Below are 17557 nucleotides of genomic sequence, written 5' to 3'. Positions count from 1 at the left end.
CTCAGTCCAGCAGGCCCCAGGCAAGCAGCTCGGTTTCGAGCGTTTCGGCATCATGGAAATGGTGCGCGTTCCACCCGCAGGCGCGCGCGCTCAGCACATTGGGCAAGCTGTCGTCGATGAACAGCATCCGTGCGGGATCGTGGCCGAAGCGGCCTTGCGCGAGCGCGTAGATCGCCGGATCGGGCTTGACCATCCGCTCGCGGCCCGAGACGACGATGTCGCGAAAGTGGTCGAGCACCGGAAATGTCGGGCGGAACATCGCCCAGGTCTCGGCGCCGAAGTTGGTGATCGCGTAAAGCGGGTGGCCACGCGCGGCCAGTGCCTCGACCAGCGCGGCGGTGCCGGGGATCGGTCCGGGCACGGTTTCGAGCCAGCGCTGCGGGTAAATCGCGATCAGTTCTGCTTCATCGGGAAACAGCGCGGTGCGTTCGGCGACCAGTTGCGCAAGCGGCTTGCCCGCGTCGTGCTCGAAGTTCCACTGCTCGGTGGCGACATGGGCCAGGAACCAGTCGAGCCGGGCGGGATCATCGATCAGCTTGGCGTAAAGATCACGAATCGACCACTTCACCAGCACGCGCCCGATATCGAACACGACCGCATCGATCTTGCCCAATGCGGGAAGACTGGGAGAAGGAGTCAGCACGCCGACTCCATTACCCGCAGATCAGCCCTGGCGTGCCTTGAAGCGACGGTTGGTCTTGTTGATCACGTACGTGCGGCCGCGACGGCGGATCACGCGGTTGTCGCGATGGCGGTCCTTGAGCGACTTCAGGCTGTTGCGAATCTTCATGATATCCCTCACGCCGGATGCTGGTCCGGCAGAAAATTGAAGCCGCGCGGTTAAGGGGACGACAGGTGAAAGTCAACCATTGCGCGGCCGGTGCCGGTGCTCACTCTCCGCGAATCTCGCCCAATTTGCGCTCCCACGCCAGCGCGTGCTGTACGATCGTGTCGAGATCGGCGTATTTCGGCACCCACGGCAAGGTTGCCCTGATGCGGGTGTTGTCTGAGACGAGCGAACCCGAATCGCCCAGCCTGCGCCCTTCGACCTTGCGCTCGATCTTGAGGTTGGTCACCCGGTCGACCGCGTCGAGCACCTCCAGCACCGAGAATCCGCGCCCATAGCCGCAGTTCATGGTGAGCGAGCGTGCCGGTTGGGCGATCAGTGCATCCAGCGCCAGCACATGCGCAGCGGCCAAGTCGGAGACGTGGATGTAATCGCGCACGCCCGTGCCGTCGGGCGTGGCGTAATCGGTGCCGAACACGCCGACATGGCTGCGCTTTCCCAGTGCCGCCTCGACTGCGACCTTGATCAGGTGCGTTGCGCCGGCGGTCGATTGTCCGGTGCGCGTTTGCGGATCGGCGCCCGCCACGTTGAAATAGCGCAGCGCGCAGTGGTTCATCGGATGCGCGTGGCTGACATCGGCCAGCATCGCCTCGGTCATCAGCTTGGACATGCCGTATGGGTTGATCGGCACGCGCGGGGTGTCTTCGGTGACGGGTGATACTTCGGGCGCGCCATATGTGGCGGCGGTCGATGAAAAGATGAAATGCGGAACCACTGCCTTGACCGTTGCGGCGATCAGCGCCCGGCTCTTGGCGGTGTTGTTGTGGTAGTATTTGAGCGGATCGGTAACCGATTCGGGCACGATGATCGATCCGGCGAAATGCATCACGGCTTGCGTGCCTTGCTCGGCGAAGATGCGGGCCAGCAGCGCGGCATCCTCGATATCGCCTTCGTAGAACGGCACATCGTCGGGCACCGCCCAGCCGAAGCCAGTGGTGAGGTTGTCGATCACCGTCACCGGCCAGCCGGCATCGCGCAGCGCGAGCACCGCGTGGCTGCCGATATAGCCGGCGCCGCCGGTTACGAGGACGGGAACTTTAGCGCGTGCAGGATTCGGGTCTGTCATGCGCAATCCGCTATCACGCCCCCGCCCAAAAGTGGTTAACGCGCGTGCGGGTCGTGCAAATCTGTCAAACCGTTCAGCATGGCGCAAGCGGATCCGCCCTAGCCTTGCCGTTGATTCCATTCCGAAAGGCTCCCCATGACCCTGCGCCACACCCTTCAGATGGCAGTCGCTGGCCCGCTGGCTCTTGTCGGCTTGCTGCTCGCTGGCCCGGCGCAGGCGCAATGGCGTGGCGAAGCGATGGGGCACGGCGACTCGATGGGCCGCGGTGATTGGAGCGCGCGGGACCATCGCACCGACAGTTCACGGCCGAGCGGTCGCGTCACCGTCACTCGGCTGCGCTCGGCCGAAGCCGTTGGTGTGCTCGCACACGGCAGCATTGTCATCGGCGCGGGCGATCCGGCCAACACAGGCTTGTCCGACGGGCTGCCGATCTACGAAGCGGCAGTGGCCAGCCAACTCGCGCACGCGGGCTACGATACGCAGGGCCAGTCCCCAAGCGGGGGCCAAGTCGCTGAAATTGCGCTGAGCCACGCCGAAGTCCGCCCCGCCGAACAGCGCCACAAGCCGGTCAGCGGCGCAGCCGAGACCTATGTCAGCAATCGCGGCAGCGGCTTCGGGCTGGCGTTGAACCTCGATTTTTCCAAGCCCAAGGGCCCGGTCATTTCGACCCGCCTCGACGTGCGCATCCGCGACCGTGTAACCAACGCGGTGCTGTGGGAAGGCCACGCCGAAACCGCCGCCTATGAAACCGCAGACGGCCTCGACAACAGCAAGACCGCGGCCAAGCTGAGCGAGGCGCTGTTCGCAGGCTTCCCCAATAGCGCCACCGTGGTCGCGGCGCGGTGATGAAGGGCTTTCCCGGTCGGCATCGCGAGTCTATCGCAGTGGCATGACATCAAATGTAACTGACGCAATCCGCATCGATGCCAATTTCGATTCGGGCAATATCGAAGTCCTGCGCATCGATGCTGCAACCGCCACGCTTGCAATCCGCAAGGACAACGGATCGGACTTTTTCCAGTGGTTCCATTTCCGCGCCTGCGCGGCGGCGGGACAGGAGATGGTGTTGCGGATTACGGGCCTTTGCGCTTCGGCCTATCCGGGTGGCTGGACCGACTATGCGGCCTGTGTTTCCGAGGACCGACAGGTCTGGACCCGTGCCGAAACCGCGTGGGAGCCGGGTGAGGACGGTGGCACGCTGACGATCCGTCACGCTCCCGTTTCGGGCATCGCCTGGTTCGCCTATTTCGCGCCCTATTCGATCGAACGGCATCATGATCTGGTCAGCGAAGCGGCGGGTGGCGAGGGCGTCACGCACCGTTGCCTGGGCACCAGCCTCGACGGACAGCCGATCGATTGCCTCGAACTGGGCGAGGGCGAGACGCAAGTGTGGCTCTATGCGCGCCAGCACCCGGGCGAAACGATGGCCGAATGGTGGATGGAAGGCGCGCTGTCGATGCTGACCGACCCGGCCGATCCGCATGCGCGGCGGTTGCGGCAGAAATGCCGCTTCCACATTGTCCCCAATGCCAACCCCGATGGATCGCGGCGTGGCCACTTGCGCTGCAATGCCATCGGCGTGAACCTCAACCGCGAATGGAATGCTCCCAGCGCGGAACGCTCGCCCGAAGTGCTGGCGATTCGTAACGCCATGGATGAAACCGGCGTGCATTTCGCGATGGATATCCACGGTGACGAGGCAATTCCGGCGGTGTTCCTGGCGGGCTTTGAAGGCATCCCGTCGTGGACCGAGCAGCAGGGCTCCGAATATCGCCGCTACCGTTCGATCCTCGAACGCCGCACGCCCGATTTTCAAACCCGGCGCGGTTACCCCGAAGCCCGGCCCGGCAGTGCCAACTTGTCGATGTCGACCAACCAGCTCGCCGAACGCTTCGGAGCGGGCAATGGTTTGGGCCATGGCTGCGTGGCGATGACGCTGGAAATGCCGTTCAAGGACAACGCCGATCTGCCCGATCCGGTTTACGGCTGGAGCCCCGAACGCTCGATGCTGCTGGGCCGCGAATGCCTGGCTGCGCTCGACGAATGGCTGGCGAGCAAGGCGTGATCTTTACGAGCCGTTAAGGGCTGGGGGCCATGGTACGGGGATGGCCTCAAAAGCTCTCGCCCTGATCGAATCGTCGCCACTGCCGCTGGTCGATCTGGCGCGCTCGTCGATCGTGCTGGGCTGCGCCTTTGCGCTGATCTTCGCCGGACGCGCGCTGCCCTTCTAGGCCGCCAGCCGATAGGGTGCGATTTCACCGGACAGATACAGCTTCTTCGCTTTCGCACGGCTGAGCTTGCCCGACGACGTGCGCGGCAGCGTGCGCGGCGGCACCAGTTCGATCACGCAGTTCATGCCGGTGACCGCGCGGACTTTGTCGCGGATCGCTTCGCGCAGCTTGATGCGTTCCTTGGGATCTGACACGCGGCAATGGACCAGAACGGCGGGGGTTTCCTCACCGTTGTCGGCTTCGACCGAGAACGCGGCGATGTCGCCCTGGTGGAAGCCGGGCAATTGTTCGACCGCCCACTCGATGTCCTGCGGCCAGTGGTTCTTGCCGTTGATGATGATCATGTCCTTCGCCCGGCCGACGATGAACAGGTAGCCTTGCGCCATGTAGCCCATGTCGCCGGTGTCGAGCCAACCACCGACCATGCAGGCGGCGGTCGATTCGGGATCGCGGAAGTACGAATGCATGACCGATGATCCGCGGCACCAGACCTTGCCGATGTTGTGATCGGCGATCGGGGTATCGGCTTCACCGCGCACTTCGACTTCCATGCCGCGCACTGGCACGCCGCAGTTGACGATGGCGCGGTAGCGGGCAGGGCGCGACAAGTCGCGCGGCTGGCCCGAGAGGCGTTCCTCCTCGACCAGTTCGACGCGGATCCCTTCGCCCGGCGGCATGACCGTGACCGCCAGCGTGGCTTCGGCCAGGCCGTAGCTCGGCAGGAAGGCGGCGGCCTTGAAACCGGCCGGCGCGAAGGCGTTGACAAAGCCCTGCATCACGTCGGGGCGGATCATGTCGGCGCCGTTGCCGGCCACGCGCCAGCGCGACAAGTCGAATCGTTCGGCCACGCTGGTCTGGCTCGAGATGCGGCGCGCGCAGATGTCGTAGCCGAAGGTGGGCGAATAGCTGAGCGTGGTGCCGGGGTTGCGGCTGATCAGATCGAGCCACGCCAGCGGGCGGCGAGCAAAGTCCTCGGTCTTGAGGTAATCGACCGACATCTGGTTGGCGATTGGCGAGAGGAAGCAGCCGACCAGCCCCATGTCGTGGTACCATGGCAGCCACGACACCGCGCGATCGCCGTCCTGGAAGCCCATGCCGTAAGCATGCCCAGCAAGATTCGCCAGCAGCGCGCGGTGAGTGACGGCAACGCCGTGTGGAAAGCGCGTCGATCCGCTGGAGTATTGCAGGTAGCAGATGGCGTCGGGATCGGCGGCGGGGAGCGACACTTGCGGCGCTGCTTCGGCGGCGAGATCCTCGTACGTCAGGCCTTCGCAGCCTTGGCGGGCGGCAGCGGCGCCGGCCATTTCGGCCAGTTCGGCGGGATAAAGCAACGTCTTGGGGTCCGAGCTGGCGAGCTGGACTGCCAACTGGTCGATGTAGTTTTCCTTGCCGCCGAAGCTGGTCGGCAGCGGCAGCGGCACCGGCCACACGCCTGCATAGACCGCGCCACAGAACAGGGCCGCGAAATCCGGGCCGGTTTCGGCCACCAGCGCGACGCGATCGCCTGGCACGAAGCCGCGCGCGATCAGCCGGCGCGCGGTGGCGAGGGCGTCTTCGCGCAATTCGCTGAACGGGTAGGGGCGGGTGAGGCGCCCGCGCGGATCGTGGAAATTGAGGCCTTTGGCGCCGGCCGCGGCAAAATCCAGTGCTTCGCCGAAGGTGACGAAATCGGCGTAACGTCGGGGCACGCCATCGTCATTGGGGGTCGCGACGGGTCCGATATCGACCATATCGTACGCAGAAGCGTGTTCGAGGACGCTGGAAACCAGATTCATCAAGTACCCACCATAAGTTGTCTTCATGCGCCGGCCCGCGCCATTCGCCCAACCCGCTTTTGCCCGTCGAGGGTTTTGGGCAAATTGTGCGAATGTTTCCATTGTGCGGCGAGTGTGGCACGAATGTGGCGCAATGGAACGCGCGCCACCAGCATCGGGCCGACCAGGCGGTTCGCGTGCGGACCGCAAGCCGGCGAAACGGGAGCCTCGCGAACGCGTGCCCAACCCGCTCGATCCGGCCAAGCTGAACGAACTGGCGTTATTTTATGCCGCGCGCTTTGCGACCAGCGCGGGCAAGTTGCGTACATATCTGCGCCGCAAGGTGGCTCTGCGCGGCTGGGCCGGCGACGAGGACGCACCTCCGCCCGATATCGATGGCGTAGTCGAACGGATGGTGCGTGCAGGATACGTCGATGATGAAGCGTTCGCTCGCGCGCGCGGTTCGAGCCTGTTGCGGCGTGGCTATGGTGCGCGGCGGATCGACGAAACGCTGCGCGCTGCGGACGTGGACGAGGATTTGCGCGGATCGGCGCGCGGCAGCGAGCGCGAGCGGCGCGAGGCTGCGCTGACAATGGCGCGCAAACGCGGGTTCGGGCCGTTCAGCCGCAGCGCACAGCCGGGCCAGCGGCTTGACCCGGCCGCCCGTGAAAAGCAGCTATCGGCGATGTTGCGCGCTGGTCATCCGCTTGCCAGCGCACGCGAATTGGTCGATGCAGCAACGATCACCGCGGCAGAAAACTGGGTTGGCGAAGACGATGACGAATGAACGGATGAAGGCACATGTCCGCATCGCGGCAGCGATCGCGGCGGTGGCGATGATCGTGAATGCGGCGCCGGTTTCGGCGAAGGCGCCGGCTCATCACAATGCGGCCGTGCAGCGCGTGGCCGAATCGCGCCATCCTGTTTCGGGCCTCAAGGTCATCCCATTGCGCGTCGGCAACGGTGCGGCAGCGCATGCATTCCGCGTCGAACTGGCGAGCAGCTTCGACGAGCAGGAAAAAGGCCTGATGTTCCGCAAGACGCTGGGGCCGACCGAGGGGATGATCTTTCCGATGAGCCCGGCGCGTCCCGCGGCGTTCTGGATGAAGAACACCGTGATCCCGCTCGATATCATCTTCATCGGGCCCGATCACCGGATCGCGAACATTGCTGTCAACGCGCGGCCTTATGACCTGACACCGCTTTATTCGGTGGGGCCGGTGATCGGCGTGCTCGAACTTGCCGGGGGACGGGCTGCGCAGCTCGGGATCGGCACTGGTGACGCGGTGGCCTGGTAGGCAATCGGTTCCGAGCTTGCCCTTCACCCCGCTGTGCGGCTAAGCGCAGCGCGTGAGGGCGGGCGGCAATCCGGCGGACGAGTGGTCAAGATTTTATGAGCTTTTTGGGCAAGATCTTCACGTGGTGGGATGGTGCGACCATCGGCACCTTGCTCCACAGCGCGCGGACGGGCGAAAAAGTCGGCACCGATGCGCAAGGCAACGCTTATTTCCGCGCCAAGAAACGCACCGCCAACGGCGGTCCGTTCGATGGGCGTGAACGCCGCTGGGTGATCTACAACGGCGCCAACGATGCCAGCCGCGTTCCGGCCGAATGGCACGGCTGGCTGCACGGCAATTTCGACGGCACGCCCGAAAGCAACCTGCCGCCAGCACGCATCTGGGAGGTCGATTATACCCCCAACGCTACGGGCACCGTGGGCGCTTATCGCCCCCAAGGCGCGCTTGAACGGGGCGGACATCGTGCGGCTGCGACCGGCGATTACGATGCCTGGTCGCCGGATGGCGACATTCTGACGAAGTCGCCGGAAGACTGATGTTGCGGTGTAGCCTTCGCATTGCTGCGCTGGCCGGCTTGGCTTTGCTGGGCGGGTGCGACCGCAACAAGGACGTGCCGCCGCCGCCCGAAGCGACCGCCTCCAGAGCCTTGCCCGCGGGCAGCGCCAGCGGCGGGGCGATGGAAGTCGAAGGCGCAACCCCGCTCAAGGACCGGGTGGCGACGCTGGGCCTGCTCAACAAGCGCAACAACATCACCCAGACCTTCACGCTGAAGCCCGGCGAATCGAAGCGCTTCGGCAATACCGTGGTGCGGCTGGCGAGTTGCGAGCGTACCGCGCCGTGGGAAGATCCGCAGGAAACCGGGGCTTTCGTCCAGCTTTTTGTCGAGGAACGCGCCACGGTGCGTGAGAAGCTGGCGTGGCACAAAGTGTTTTCGGGCTGGCTGTTCCTGAATTCGCCTTCGCTCAACGTGGTCGAGCACCCGGTTTACGATGTGTGGGTAAAGGATTGCGCGATGCACTTCCCGGGCGAAGCGCTCCCGGGCGATGCCGCATCGAGCAAGGCCGCGAAACCGAGCGGCAGCGGCAAGAAACCTTCGCCCGCCAAGCCCGCAGTCGCGCCGGCGCCGGTTTCCAGTCCGGCGGCTGCCGAAGCGCCGGACACCGCCACCAACTGAGCTTTTGCCAGGCGCTTGAGGTACTGCGCCTGCGTGATCTCGATCGCGCCCATTGAGGCGAGGTGATCGGTGAGGAACTGGCAATCGAGCAGTTCGGCGCCCGCCTGGCGCAGTGCCGCAACCAGCCATGCCAGCGCGACCTTGCTGGCGTCGGTCATGCGGCTGAACATGCTTTCGCCACAGAACACCCGATCGAACCCCACGCCATAGAGTCCGCCGACGAGATCTTCGCCGTGCCAGCACTCGATCGAATGCGCGAGGCCGATACGGTGCAGTTCGGCGTAGCTGGCCTGGATGCGGTGGCTGATCCAGCTTTCATCTGCGGCCGGGCGCGGTGCGGCGCAAGCGCTGACCACGGCGTCGAAGGCGGTGTTGCAAGTCACGCGGAAACGATCGCGGCGCAGCACTTTGGCCAGCGAATGCGAACAGCGGAATCGGTCGAGCGGCAGGATTGCACGGCGCCTGGGCTCCACCCAGAAGATCTCGGTGTCATCGCGCGCATCGGCCATCGGGAAGATGCCGCTGCGATAAGCCTGCATCAGCAGCGCCGGGGGGATGATCGCCGGGGTGGAAAAATCTGTCATTGCGCCCGCAGCTTGCCCGCCACGTTGCGAAGATCAAGCGGAGTTTCCAATCAGTCTTTCACGCCCGCAGCGCCATCGGCGCGCCAAGGTAGCGGGCTTCAACTTCGGACGCGGGGATCGGCACGCCAAACAGATAGCCCTGGAATTCGACGCAGCCTGCTTCGACCAGCCGCCGCTGTTGTTCCTCGGTTTCGACCCCTTCGGCGATCACTCCGAGCCCGAAGCTGTGCGCAAGCTGGATGATCGCGTTGACCACCGCCTCGCCACCGGGGCCACCAAGATCACTGGCACCAAGATCACTGGCACCAGGATCACTGGCACCAAGATCATTGATGAATGACCGGTCGATCTTGATCCGGTCGACCTTGAAGCGGTGGAGCAGGCTGAGGCTCGAATGGCCGGTGCCGAAATCATCGAGCGCGATCGAAAAGCCCAGCCCGCGCAGGATCGCGAAGTTTTCGACCGTCGTCGGCTCGTCGGTGAGCAGAGATGTTTCGGTCAGTTCGATCTCGTAGCGCGCGGGGTCTATGCCCGCGTGCGCGGCCATCTGCGCGATGCGGGTGCCGAACCCCTGCGCGCGCATCTGCACCGCCGACACGTTGACCGCGATGCGCATGCCGGCCCAGTGGCGGGTTTCCTCGAACACCAGCCGCAGCACAAGTTCGCCAATCGCCATGATCAGTCCGCACTCTTCGGCCTGCGCGATGAACGTGCTGGGTGAGATGTCGTTGAGCAGTGGCTGCGACGACCGCAGCAGCGCCTCGAACGCGATGACGGTGCCGTTGCCATCGACTTGCGGCTGGTAGACCATGTGGAATGCCTGGGCACTCAGCGCGGCGCGCAAACTGGCTTCGATCACGCGGCGGGTGTGGAATTCGGTTTCGAGTTCGGGTTCGAACACGGTCACGCATGCGCGCCCCTGGGCCTTCGAGCGGTAGAGCGCGAGATCGGCCTGGCGCAGCAGGTTCGAGGATTCGATCGCGCCGCTGGCAATGATCGCCAGCCCGATCGAGCAGCCCACGTCCAGCCGGCCGAAATCGCTGTCGACCGGCTTGAGGATCAGCGCCAGCGCACAGTCGGCAAATTCGCGCGCCGCTTGCGGATCGCGCGCGAGGTGCATGTGGACGAATTCATCGCCGCCAAGCCGAGCCGCGAAAGCATTGCCGCGATCGGGCTTCAGTTGCAGCAAGCGGTTTGCCACGGCCTTGAGCAGCTCGTCGCCGGCTTGGTGGCCGAGCGTGTCGTTGACCTCCTTGAAGCGATCGAGGTCGATGGCCATCACCACCAGAACCCGCCGGCTGCGGCCAGCTTCTGCAAGCAGTTCGGGCATCTGTTCGAACAGCATCGCACGGTTGGGCAGGCCGGTAAGCATGTCGTGGAACGCGAGATGGCGGGCGCGAGCCTCGCTTGCGATCAGATCGTCGACCACTTTCGCGCTGCGCCGCATGATCATCCAGCCGACCAGCCCGAACAGCAGCACCGCGGCGCCAAGCCAGATCCGCATCTGGTTGTAGAGCGCAGAACCCGGCTGGCGCGGGGTCCACGCGAATCCGCCGATCTCTTTGCCGGACATATCGCGCAGCGGGACGTAAGCCTTGCCGTGGGCTGCTTGCGCCGAGGTGACAACATCGAGATCGTCGAGCAGGTAGAACGCAGCGAAACCCCGCATCATCGGCTTGTTCACGGGCATTGCGGTCAGCACGATCGGCGCGCGCGGCCCCTTGGGCAGGATCAGCCCGATGTCAGGCTGGATCAATGTGGCGATGAGAATGCAGATCTGCCCATCGATCTTGACCAGGCCATGCGCCTGGATCGGGTGCGTAACCGTATCTTTTGCGGCCGTCGGCACGATCGGCGGCCGCTGCGCCTCGCGCTGTCGCAATTCGCGAACCAGCGCGCCGAACTGCGGAGCGAAATCGGGATAAGCGCTCTTCGGTGGTCGTTGCCGGCCCATGACGGAGGCGTAGATCGGCACGCCCCCACCATCGATCATGAACGTGTGGGTGATGCCGTTGAACGTGAAGAACTGAGCGCCGAAATCGCGGTCGGCGAAAGCGGCATCGAAGTTGTGATCGAGCTTCTGGACGGCCTCGTCCCAGTCCGATTGGGGCGCCATGCCCAGTTCGTATTGTTCGATCTGGCGCGAGAAGCCCTGCGCCACGACGGCGCTCTCGCGCTCTGCCGCAGTGCGATCGAAGCGTGTCACAAGATACATCGCCAGCGCCACAAGCAGGATCAGGCCGCCAAGCGTCAGCGCCGCAATCGGCAGCAGAAGCTGTCGCTTTCGAGATTTCTCGATGCGGGTCGCGTGGGCGGTCAAGCTGACCTGATCCTCTTGCAGCGTCAAATATTGCAAAGGTTTAGACACGGTAAAGCTAAGATTGCGCTAACGGCAGCTAGGGGGCGTGCGGACCAGCCTCGATCGCGCTCGCCAGCGGTGGCCGATTGCCTGGTCGACGCACGTCGCGCGTGCAGATAGGTTACGCGGGCAAGCGCGGCGGGCGCGGCCGTGCAAGGGGCCAAGCATAGGGACTGGGGGCATGCAAAGGGTCATCGACTGGCTACAGCCCCTGCGGTCGAGGTTGGCCGGGTTCCAGCCAGCCCGTACCGCGCGCGGCCGGCTGTTGCTGGCCATGGCCGCGCTGGCCATGATGATTGCGCTGGTGGCGCCGCTGTTCCACGATCCGGTCGACCGTGCGGCGATGCCGGTGCATGCCGGCATCGCCGATTTCAGCGGGTATGGTGCGTTCAACCGCCCGATCGAACTGAGCGGTTCGTGGGTGGTGACCTGGCTTGGCGGGGGGACAGGCGCTAACCGGCCCGTGGTTGGCGCGCAGACCGTGCTGCGGGTGCCCGGTCCGTGGCGGGGCGCCGCTTATCCGGGCGGCCGGCTGCCCGAATCGGGCGTCGTGCGGTTCGAGACCGTGCTGCGGGGGCTTCCGCCGGGGCGGTACCAGCTTTACCTCGCGCCGATCACCGCCGCGAGCCGGATCATCGTCGATGGCGAAGTGCAATCGGCGCGCGGCACGCTCGGCGCGACCAAGGCCACTGTCCGTTACGACATTCGTTCGCAGACAGTGCCGCTGGTGTCCATCGGACGCGATCTGAATGTCAGGATCGAGATGGCCTCGATCCTCCACCGCGAAAACGGCTTGCAGGAAAGCCCGGTGATCGGCGCCACGCAGCCCATGGAGGACTGGTATGCGCTGAAATGGGCGCGGATGATGCTGTATGATCTTTCGCTGCTGTTGATCGCGGCGTTGGGCATCGCGCTGTTTCTCTATCGGCCGCGCGATCGTGCTTCGCTCTATTTCGGCTTGGCTTGCCTGGCCTACCTGCCCAATTCGGCGATCATCGGCTTCGACAACGTGCTGCTGATCGCGTTCCCGGGGCTGACATTCCCGACCATGATGGCGACCCAGTATCTGGGCGGCACGATCGCGATGATGTTCTTCCTTGCTACCGCGAACACGCTGTATCCGCGCGAAAGTCCGCGCCGGATGTTCGGCCTGATCATCGGCATGTTCCTGGCCTTCCTGCTCGCGCAGATCGTGCTGTTCGGCGTGCTGGGTGATACGTTGACCGCCAGCCACATCCAGCGCGGTTTCATTGTGCTGACTTTGGCGACGCTGTTCTGGGTGGTGGGGATCCTTGTCCGGGCCGTCTCGCGCGGGCGCGAGGGCGCTCTGCTGTTCCTGTTCGGCATCGCACTGTTCGTGGCATCGTTCGCGGTCGAGGCGGTGGTGGTCGAAGGCTGGGTCGCGGCAGATCGCGCGCAGGCTTACGAATTCATCTCGCTCGGCGTGCTCATGGTGCTCTATTCGCACATGCTGCTGATGGCCGAACGGTTCAGCCTTGCCGTGATGCGCGCCGAGGACAGCAACGCCGATCTGCGCGAGCTGATCGCGGTCAACACCGCCATTACAAGCGACCTGCAACTGCGCCCGCTGCTCGAACGCATCGTCAATGTCACCACGCGGATCATCCATGCCGATCGCACCTCGCTGTTCCTGGCGGGCGACCTGGGCGATGATGTCGCCACCGGCCCGCACCGGCTGGGGCCCAATAGACCCGTTCAGGGTGACGAACTGGCCGCCCTCGTGGCCGAAGGAGTCGGCGCCGGGCAGATCGCCTTTGCCTCGGGCACCGGCCTTGCCGGGCACAGCTTCCGCACTGGCGAGATCGTCGCGGTGCCCGATGCCTATGCCGATCCGCGCTTCAACCCGGCAATCGACGCGCAGACCGGCTATCGCACCAAAAGCGCGCTGAGCATCCCCATCACCACGCGCGACGGGCGCCGGTTGGGGGTGATGCAAGCGCTCAACCGGCTCGACGGGCTGCCGTTCGACGCAGACGATGTGGTGAGGATGGCCGCATTCGGTGCGCAGGCCGCCATCGCACTCGACAATGCGCGGCTGTTTTCCGAACTGATCGCCGAGCGCAATTTCGACGAGAACATCATGCGCTCTATGGCCGGCGGGGTGGTCGCGATCGATGCGGCGTGGCGCGTGACCAAGATCAACCGCGCCGCAGGAACGATCCTGGGTCTTGACGAAACGGTGCTTGCGGGCAGCGATGCGCGGCCGTTCGTGGCCCGCACCAACCCCGTGCTGGTCGAAGAGGTCGATGCCGTGCTGGGCGGCGGTGAATCCAAACTGTTGCTCGATTACGATCTGGTGGTCGCCGATGGGGGCGTGCGCGCGGTGAACCTCTCGATCGTTCCGCTCGAAGGCGATTCGCCGAACCACGGCCGGTCGGGTGTGCTGGTGGTGATCGAGGACCTCAGCAGCGAAAAACGCCTCCAGGGCGCAATGCGAAGGTTCCTTACCCAGGATGTGGTCGATCAGGTCATGGGGCGCGAGGACGGCTTGTTGTTCGGCACCGCCTGCACCGCCAGCGTGCTGTTCGCCGATGTGCGCAACTTCACGGGCCTGGCCGAACGGTTGAGTGCGCGCGAAACGGTCGAGACGCTTAACGAACTGTTCGGCGAACTGTTCGAGGCGGTGGCGGCGCACGATGGCGTGCTGGACAAGTTCCTCGGCGACGGTGTGATGGCGGTATATGGCGCGCCGCTGTCGCGCGGGCCCGATGCGGTCAACGCGGTATCGAGCGCGCTGGCGATGATCGATGCGCTGGTGGCGATCAATGCGCGGCGGTGCGCGCGCGGCGCGCCCGAATTGCGGCTCGGGCTGGGCGTGACTACCGGCGAGGTGGTCGCGGGCACGATCGGCAGCCCCAAGCGGATGGACTACACCGTGATCGGCGACAGCGTGAACCTGGCGTCGCGGCTCCAGGAACTGACGCGCGATTACAGCATCGACCTGCTGGTATGCGAACGGACGGCTTCGCTGGTCGAAGGCCGGTTCAAGGTGCGGCTGGTCGATCGCATCCGCGTGCGTGGGCGGGCAACGGCTTGCGCGATTTACGCTGTCGAAGGGCCAGCCTGATGGCCGTGCCAACCTCGCCGCTTGCACATTCCCTACCAAGCCACTAGGGACGCTCCCGCACAGGAGTGTAGCTCAGTTGGTAGAGCATCGGTCTCCAAAACCGAGGGCCGTGGGTTCGAGTCCCTCCACTCCTGCCAAAATCACCAAGATTCGCCAAAAAGATTTAAGGGCCGAGTTGCGCGCGCAAGCGTTGCTGCAACGATGTTCGCGCGCTGCGGCATGATTGGCACCGAGACGAAAGCGATGGTCGCGCGATGGTAATGAACCTGTGGAAATGAGATTGATCGTCGGTTACGGCGTGCTGCTGGTGCTGGTGCTGAGCGCCGTGGCACTGGCACTGCAATACTATTTCAGCCGCCGCGCCCGCTATCGTGAACGCTGGCGGATCGACGATGAGAAGCTGCCGCCTGGCTGGTGGAACCGGCGCTGAATTTCAGGTCAGGCGCTCGTGTTCCCCACCCTCTTGCGTTTTTGTGGCACTCGGCCTAGATCACATTCGTCTTCTGACATCGGAAAATCGCCAAGCCCCTCCCGGATCTGTCCGGGGCGGCGATGACCCCTAGCCGGAAGCCGCGATTTGCAACTGTCAGGAACCCGACAAGTCATGGCCAAGACCAGCCCCGGCGAATTCGTCAACCAGGTGCGTGCCGAAGCGCGCAAGGTGGTGTGGCCCAGCCGCCAGGAAACCACCACCACCGCGATCTTCGTGGGACTGATGATGGTTGTCCTCTCGGTGTTCTTCCTTGGCATCGACACGCTGTTCGGCGCGATTGTCAGCTTCCTGCTCAAGCTCGCGTAACCCGCGCAGCTTACCCTTTCAACGCCTTTCGCCGAGAGACTGTCCATGGCCCGCTGGTACATCATCCACGCCTATTCCGGCTTCGAGAACAAGGTCCGCGAATCGATCCTGTCCGAGGCCGAACGCATGGGCCTGACCCAACTGGTCGAAGACGTCGAAGTGCCGACCGAAACGATCACCGAGGTCAAGCGCGGCAAGAAGGTCCAGGTCGAACGCAAGTTCATGCCTGGCTACGTGCTCGCCAAGCTGGCGATGAACGATGATGTCTACCACCTGATCAAGAACACGCCGAAGGTCACCGGCTTCCTGGGTTCGATGGGCAAGCCGCAGCCGATTTCGGACCGTGAAGCCGCCCGCTATTTCGGCGCGCGCGACCAGGCCGCAGCCGAACCGCGCCGCCAGGTCAGCGTCGATTACGAGATCGGCGATTCGGTCAAGGTCAACGCCGGCCCGTTCGCCAGCTTCACCGGCGTGGTCGAGGAACTCGATTTCGACAAGAACCGCGTCAAGGTCTCGGTCTCGATCTTCGGCCGCGCGACCCCGGTCGAACTCGGCTTCGAGGAAGTCGAACTCTCCAAGTAAGCTTGCCATTTGCGGCTTCTGTCGCTAACGGCGCGCACTTCGCTGACGATTTTCGCTGGCGAATCTCCGCGGGAGGCGAACTTCGGTTCGTTGCTTGACCGCTCACTCTGAGCTCGCTTGACGGGCAACAGGAAGAAAGGAGGCCCTTCGTGGCCAAGAAAATCGAAGGCTATATCAAGCTGCAGGTTCCTGCAGGTGAAGCCAAGCCCGCGCCGCCGATCGGGCCGGCGCTGGGTCAGCGCGGCGTGAACATCATGGAATTCTGCAAGCAGTTCAACGCTGCCACGCAGGACGTGGACAAGGGCACCCCGCTCCCCACCGTCATCACCGTGTTCGCGGATCGCAGCTTTACCTTCAAGACCAAGACCCCGCCTGCAACCTTCCTGATCAAGAAGGCGCTGGGCATAAAGTCGGGTTCGAAGGAGCCGAGCAAGATTTCGGCCGGAACCATCACGCGTGCGCAACTGGCCGATATCGCCACCGCCAAGATGGTCGATCTCAACGCCAACGATCTCGACTCCGCCGTCAAGATCATCGAAGGTTCCGCCCGCGCGATGGGCATCCAGGTCGTGGAGGGCTGATCCGATGGTATTTCAATCCAAGAAGCAAAAGTCGCTCGGCACCAAGCTTGGTGACAACATGAAGCTCTATGGCATTGGCGAAGCGCTGCAGGCGCTGCGCGATCTCAAGACCACCAAGTTCGACGAGACGGTCGAAGTCGCGCTCAACCTGGGCGTCGATCCGCGCCACGCCGACCAGATGGTCCGCGGCATGGTCACGCTGCCTTCGGGCACCGGCAAGGACGTCAAGGTTGCGGTGTTCGCGCGCGGCGACAAGGCCGAAGCGGCTCTGGCGGCAGGCGCTGACAGGGTCGGTGCCGAAGATCTGATGGAAGACATGCTGGCCGGCAATCTCGATTACGGCCGCGTGATCGCCACGCCCGACATGATGGCCGTGGTCGGGCGCCTGGGCAAGACACTGGGTCCCAAGGGCCTGATGCCGAACCCCAAGCTGGGCACCGTCACCCCCAACGTCGCCGAAGCGGTCAAGGCAGCCAAGGGCGGCCAGATCGAATTCCGTGTCGAAAAGGCCGGGATCATCCACGGCGGCATCGGCAAGATGAGCTTCTCGGACGCGGCGCTGCGCGCCAACTTCGATGCGTTCGTCGATGCGATCGTCAAGGCCAAGCCGGCCGGCGCCAAGGGCAAGTACGTGAAGAAGATCTCACTCAGCTCGTCGATGGGCCCCGGCCTCAAGATCGACGTCGCCGAAGTTTACGCCGGCTGATCTGATCAATTCAAGACACAGAAAAGGCCGGGAAGCGCAAGCTTCCCGGCCTTTTTGTTGGGCGCGTCTGATCCCGATGCCCCGTTCGTGTCGAGCGAAGTCGAGACACGCTGGCGCTGCGCAAACGTGCCTCGACTTTATACCTGAAACCAGGTCGCGCCCCTTAACCAGCTTTGTCAGTACATCGGGACCTGGATAGGCTTCACCGATGTCGATCTTGATCGATTCTGCCATGCGCTCGCCGATCTGCAGGTTGTACTTTTTACGAATGTACTGGACAATGGCTTCATCCATCTTGTCGCCACCCATGCGAGTAGACTGGGCATAAACGATCCCGGCCAGTGAAATCACGGCGACTTCCGTCGTGCCGCCGCCGATATCGACGATCATGTTGCCCGACGCCTCGGTGATCGGAAGTCCGGCGCCGATGGAGGCAGCCATGGGTTCCTCGATCAGGTAGACCTCTCGAGCTCCGGCCGATTCGGCTG

18 protein-coding genes, 1 tRNA gene and 2 pseudogenes are annotated in these 17557 nt (G+C 64.2%); 14 read left to right on the top strand and 7 right to left on the bottom strand.

The features are described 5' to 3' along the window. Position 1 precedes the first annotated feature (1 nt). The 3 genes from Q0R16_RS17735 to galE all read right to left on the bottom strand — a co-directional run bounded on the left by Q0R16_RS17735 (position 2) and on the right by galE (position 1913). Positions 2-643 carry an HAD family phosphatase gene (locus tag Q0R16_RS17735; RefSeq protein WP_295639309.1) on the bottom strand — a complete coding sequence of 214 codons (642 nt, stop codon included), beginning with the start codon at positions 641-643 and terminating at the stop codon, positions 2-4. A gap of 21 nt (positions 644-664) precedes the next feature. Then, entirely contained in the window at positions 665-790 is a 126-nt protein-coding gene (ykgO, locus tag Q0R16_RS17730) for a type B 50S ribosomal protein L36 (protein ID WP_003046794.1), read from the bottom strand. 100 nt (positions 791-890) lie between these two features. Next, positions 891-1913, bottom strand: coding sequence for a UDP-glucose 4-epimerase GalE (gene galE / locus Q0R16_RS17725; protein WP_295639306.1), 1023 nt, complete (start codon positions 1911-1913; stop codon positions 891-893). Positions 1914-2048: 135 nt separating this feature from the next. Between galE and Q0R16_RS17720 the strand changes: the two genes are divergently transcribed. Genes Q0R16_RS17720 through Q0R16_RS17710 form a run of 3 tightly spaced genes read left to right on the top strand, consistent with a single transcriptional unit; the run spans position 2049 to position 4144 of the window. After that, entirely contained in the window at positions 2049-2759 is a 711-nt protein-coding gene (locus Q0R16_RS17720; RefSeq protein ID WP_295639303.1) for a DUF4136 domain-containing protein, read from the top strand. 43 nt (positions 2760-2802) lie between these two features. Continuing rightward, positions 2803-3978: a M14-type cytosolic carboxypeptidase gene (locus Q0R16_RS17715; protein ID WP_295639299.1), complete on the top strand. Its 1176-nt coding sequence runs from the start codon at positions 2803-2805 to the stop codon at positions 3976-3978. 40 nt (positions 3979-4018) lie between these two features. Continuing rightward, a complete protein-coding gene (locus Q0R16_RS17710) occupies positions 4019-4144 on the top strand; it encodes a hypothetical protein (RefSeq protein WP_295639296.1) in 126 nt (41 codons plus the stop codon). On the opposite strand, the gene Q0R16_RS17705 is transcribed toward Q0R16_RS17710, so the two are convergent. After that, the gene (locus tag Q0R16_RS17705; protein ID WP_295639293.1) at positions 4141-5919 is read right to left on the bottom strand and encodes a fatty acyl-AMP ligase; all 1779 of its coding nucleotides are present in this window, start codon (positions 5917-5919) and stop codon (positions 4141-4143) included. The genes Q0R16_RS17710 and Q0R16_RS17705 overlap by 4 nt on opposite strands. Before the next feature lie 217 nt (positions 5920-6136). On the opposite strand from Q0R16_RS17705, the gene Q0R16_RS17700 reads away from it, so the two are divergent. The 4 genes and pseudogenes from Q0R16_RS17700 to Q0R16_RS17685 form a co-directional block, all read left to right on the top strand. Beyond that, positions 6137-6685 (top strand): RecX family transcriptional regulator, encoded by a 549-nt coding sequence (locus Q0R16_RS17700; protein ID WP_295639290.1) that lies wholly within the window; start codon positions 6137-6139, stop codon positions 6683-6685. After that, positions 6675-7196, top strand: a complete 522-nt coding sequence (locus Q0R16_RS17695) for a DUF192 domain-containing protein (RefSeq protein ID WP_295639287.1) — start codon at positions 6675-6677, stop codon at positions 7194-7196. The genes Q0R16_RS17700 and Q0R16_RS17695 overlap by 11 nt, the downstream gene beginning before the upstream one ends. A gap of 95 nt (positions 7197-7291) precedes the next feature. Further along, positions 7292-7732, top strand: coding sequence for an NADH:ubiquinone oxidoreductase subunit NDUFA12 (locus Q0R16_RS17690; protein WP_295639284.1), 441 nt, complete (start codon positions 7292-7294; stop codon positions 7730-7732). Beyond that, a pseudogene (locus Q0R16_RS17685) lies at positions 7732-8145 on the top strand (DUF2155 domain-containing protein); the annotation flags it as partial. The gene Q0R16_RS17690 and the pseudogene Q0R16_RS17685, both read left to right, overlap by 1 nt. A gap of 35 nt (positions 8146-8180) precedes the next feature. Here Q0R16_RS17685 and aat read toward each other — a convergent pair. Both aat and Q0R16_RS17675 read right to left on the bottom strand, forming a co-directional pair. Continuing rightward, a complete protein-coding gene (gene aat, locus Q0R16_RS17680; protein WP_295639281.1) occupies positions 8181-8954 on the bottom strand; it encodes a leucyl/phenylalanyl-tRNA--protein transferase in 774 nt (257 codons plus the stop codon). A 58-nt stretch (positions 8955-9012) separates the two neighbouring features. Beyond that, positions 9013-11274 carry an EAL domain-containing protein gene (locus Q0R16_RS17675; RefSeq protein WP_295639278.1) on the bottom strand — a complete coding sequence of 754 codons (2262 nt, stop codon included), beginning with the start codon at positions 11272-11274 and terminating at the stop codon, positions 9013-9015. A 220-nt stretch (positions 11275-11494) separates the two neighbouring features. Here Q0R16_RS17675 and Q0R16_RS17670 point away from each other — a divergent pair, with 220 nt between their 5' ends. The 7 genes from Q0R16_RS17670 to rplA all read left to right on the top strand — a co-directional run bounded on the left by Q0R16_RS17670 (position 11495) and on the right by rplA (position 17069). Continuing rightward, on the top strand, positions 11495-14401 hold the full coding sequence (locus Q0R16_RS17670) for an adenylate/guanylate cyclase domain-containing protein (RefSeq protein WP_295639275.1): 2907 nt from the start codon (positions 11495-11497) through the stop codon (positions 14399-14401). Positions 14402-14462: 61 nt separating this feature from the next. Beyond that, positions 14463-14538 (top strand) — tRNA-Trp (locus tag Q0R16_RS17665). A 137-nt stretch (positions 14539-14675) separates the two neighbouring features. Then, on the top strand, positions 14676-14831 hold the full coding sequence (locus Q0R16_RS17660) for a hypothetical protein (protein ID WP_295639272.1): 156 nt from the start codon (positions 14676-14678) through the stop codon (positions 14829-14831). A gap of 174 nt (positions 14832-15005) precedes the next feature. Next, positions 15006-15200 (top strand): preprotein translocase subunit SecE, encoded by a 195-nt coding sequence (gene secE / locus Q0R16_RS17655; protein WP_295639269.1) that lies wholly within the window; start codon positions 15006-15008, stop codon positions 15198-15200. A gap of 45 nt (positions 15201-15245) precedes the next feature. After that, a complete protein-coding gene (nusG, locus tag Q0R16_RS17650; RefSeq protein WP_295639266.1) occupies positions 15246-15782 on the top strand; it encodes a transcription termination/antitermination protein NusG in 537 nt (178 codons plus the stop codon). A gap of 149 nt (positions 15783-15931) precedes the next feature. Further along, positions 15932-16363: a 50S ribosomal protein L11 gene (rplK, locus tag Q0R16_RS17645; protein ID WP_295639263.1), complete on the top strand. Its 432-nt coding sequence runs from the start codon at positions 15932-15934 to the stop codon at positions 16361-16363. A 4-nt stretch (positions 16364-16367) separates the two neighbouring features. Continuing rightward, entirely contained in the window at positions 16368-17069 is a 702-nt protein-coding gene (rplA, locus tag Q0R16_RS17640; RefSeq protein ID WP_295639260.1) for a 50S ribosomal protein L1, read from the top strand. Between the two features lie 138 nt (positions 17070-17207). Here the strand turns inward: rplA and Q0R16_RS19620 are convergent. Further along, positions 17208-17557: pseudogene (locus Q0R16_RS19620) on the bottom strand (rod shape-determining protein); the annotation flags it as partial.

The sequence above is a fragment of the Novosphingobium sp. genome (genome assembly GCF_025351285.1).
Taxonomy (GTDB): domain Bacteria; phylum Pseudomonadota; class Alphaproteobacteria; order Sphingomonadales; family Sphingomonadaceae; genus Novosphingobium.
The sequence above is the reverse complement of the archived record's forward strand: the minus strand, read 5'-3'. Positions and strand labels throughout refer to the sequence as shown.

Coding starts and splice junctions, on each gene's coding strand:
- Q0R16_RS17695 (WP_295639287.1), top strand. CDS start 6,675: ATGACGAATGAACGGATGAAGGCACATGTCCGCATCGCGGCAGCGATC.
- rplA (WP_295639260.1), top strand. CDS start 16,368: ATGGTATTTCAATCCAAGAAGCAAAAGTCGCTCGGCACCAAGCTTGGT.
- aat (WP_295639281.1), bottom strand. CDS start 8,954: ATGACAGATTTTTCCACCCCGGCGATCATCCCCCCGGCGCTGCTGATG.
- Q0R16_RS17715 (WP_295639299.1), top strand. CDS start 2,803: ATGACATCAAATGTAACTGACGCAATCCGCATCGATGCCAATTTCGAT.
- Q0R16_RS17660 (WP_295639272.1), top strand. CDS start 14,676: ATGAGATTGATCGTCGGTTACGGCGTGCTGCTGGTGCTGGTGCTGAGC.
- Q0R16_RS17705 (WP_295639293.1), bottom strand. CDS start 5,919: ATGAATCTGGTTTCCAGCGTCCTCGAACACGCTTCTGCGTACGATATG.
- ykgO (WP_003046794.1), bottom strand. CDS start 790: ATGAAGATTCGCAACAGCCTGAAGTCGCTCAAGGACCGCCATCGCGAC.
- galE (WP_295639306.1), bottom strand. CDS start 1,913: ATGACAGACCCGAATCCTGCACGCGCTAAAGTTCCCGTCCTCGTAACC.
- secE (WP_295639269.1), top strand. CDS start 15,006: ATGGCCAAGACCAGCCCCGGCGAATTCGTCAACCAGGTGCGTGCCGAA.
- Q0R16_RS17690 (WP_295639284.1), top strand. CDS start 7,292: ATGAGCTTTTTGGGCAAGATCTTCACGTGGTGGGATGGTGCGACCATC.
- nusG (WP_295639266.1), top strand. CDS start 15,246: ATGGCCCGCTGGTACATCATCCACGCCTATTCCGGCTTCGAGAACAAG.
- Q0R16_RS17710 (WP_295639296.1), top strand. CDS start 4,019: ATGGCCTCAAAAGCTCTCGCCCTGATCGAATCGTCGCCACTGCCGCTG.
- Q0R16_RS17720 (WP_295639303.1), top strand. CDS start 2,049: ATGACCCTGCGCCACACCCTTCAGATGGCAGTCGCTGGCCCGCTGGCT.
- Q0R16_RS17670 (WP_295639275.1), top strand. CDS start 11,495: ATGCAAAGGGTCATCGACTGGCTACAGCCCCTGCGGTCGAGGTTGGCC.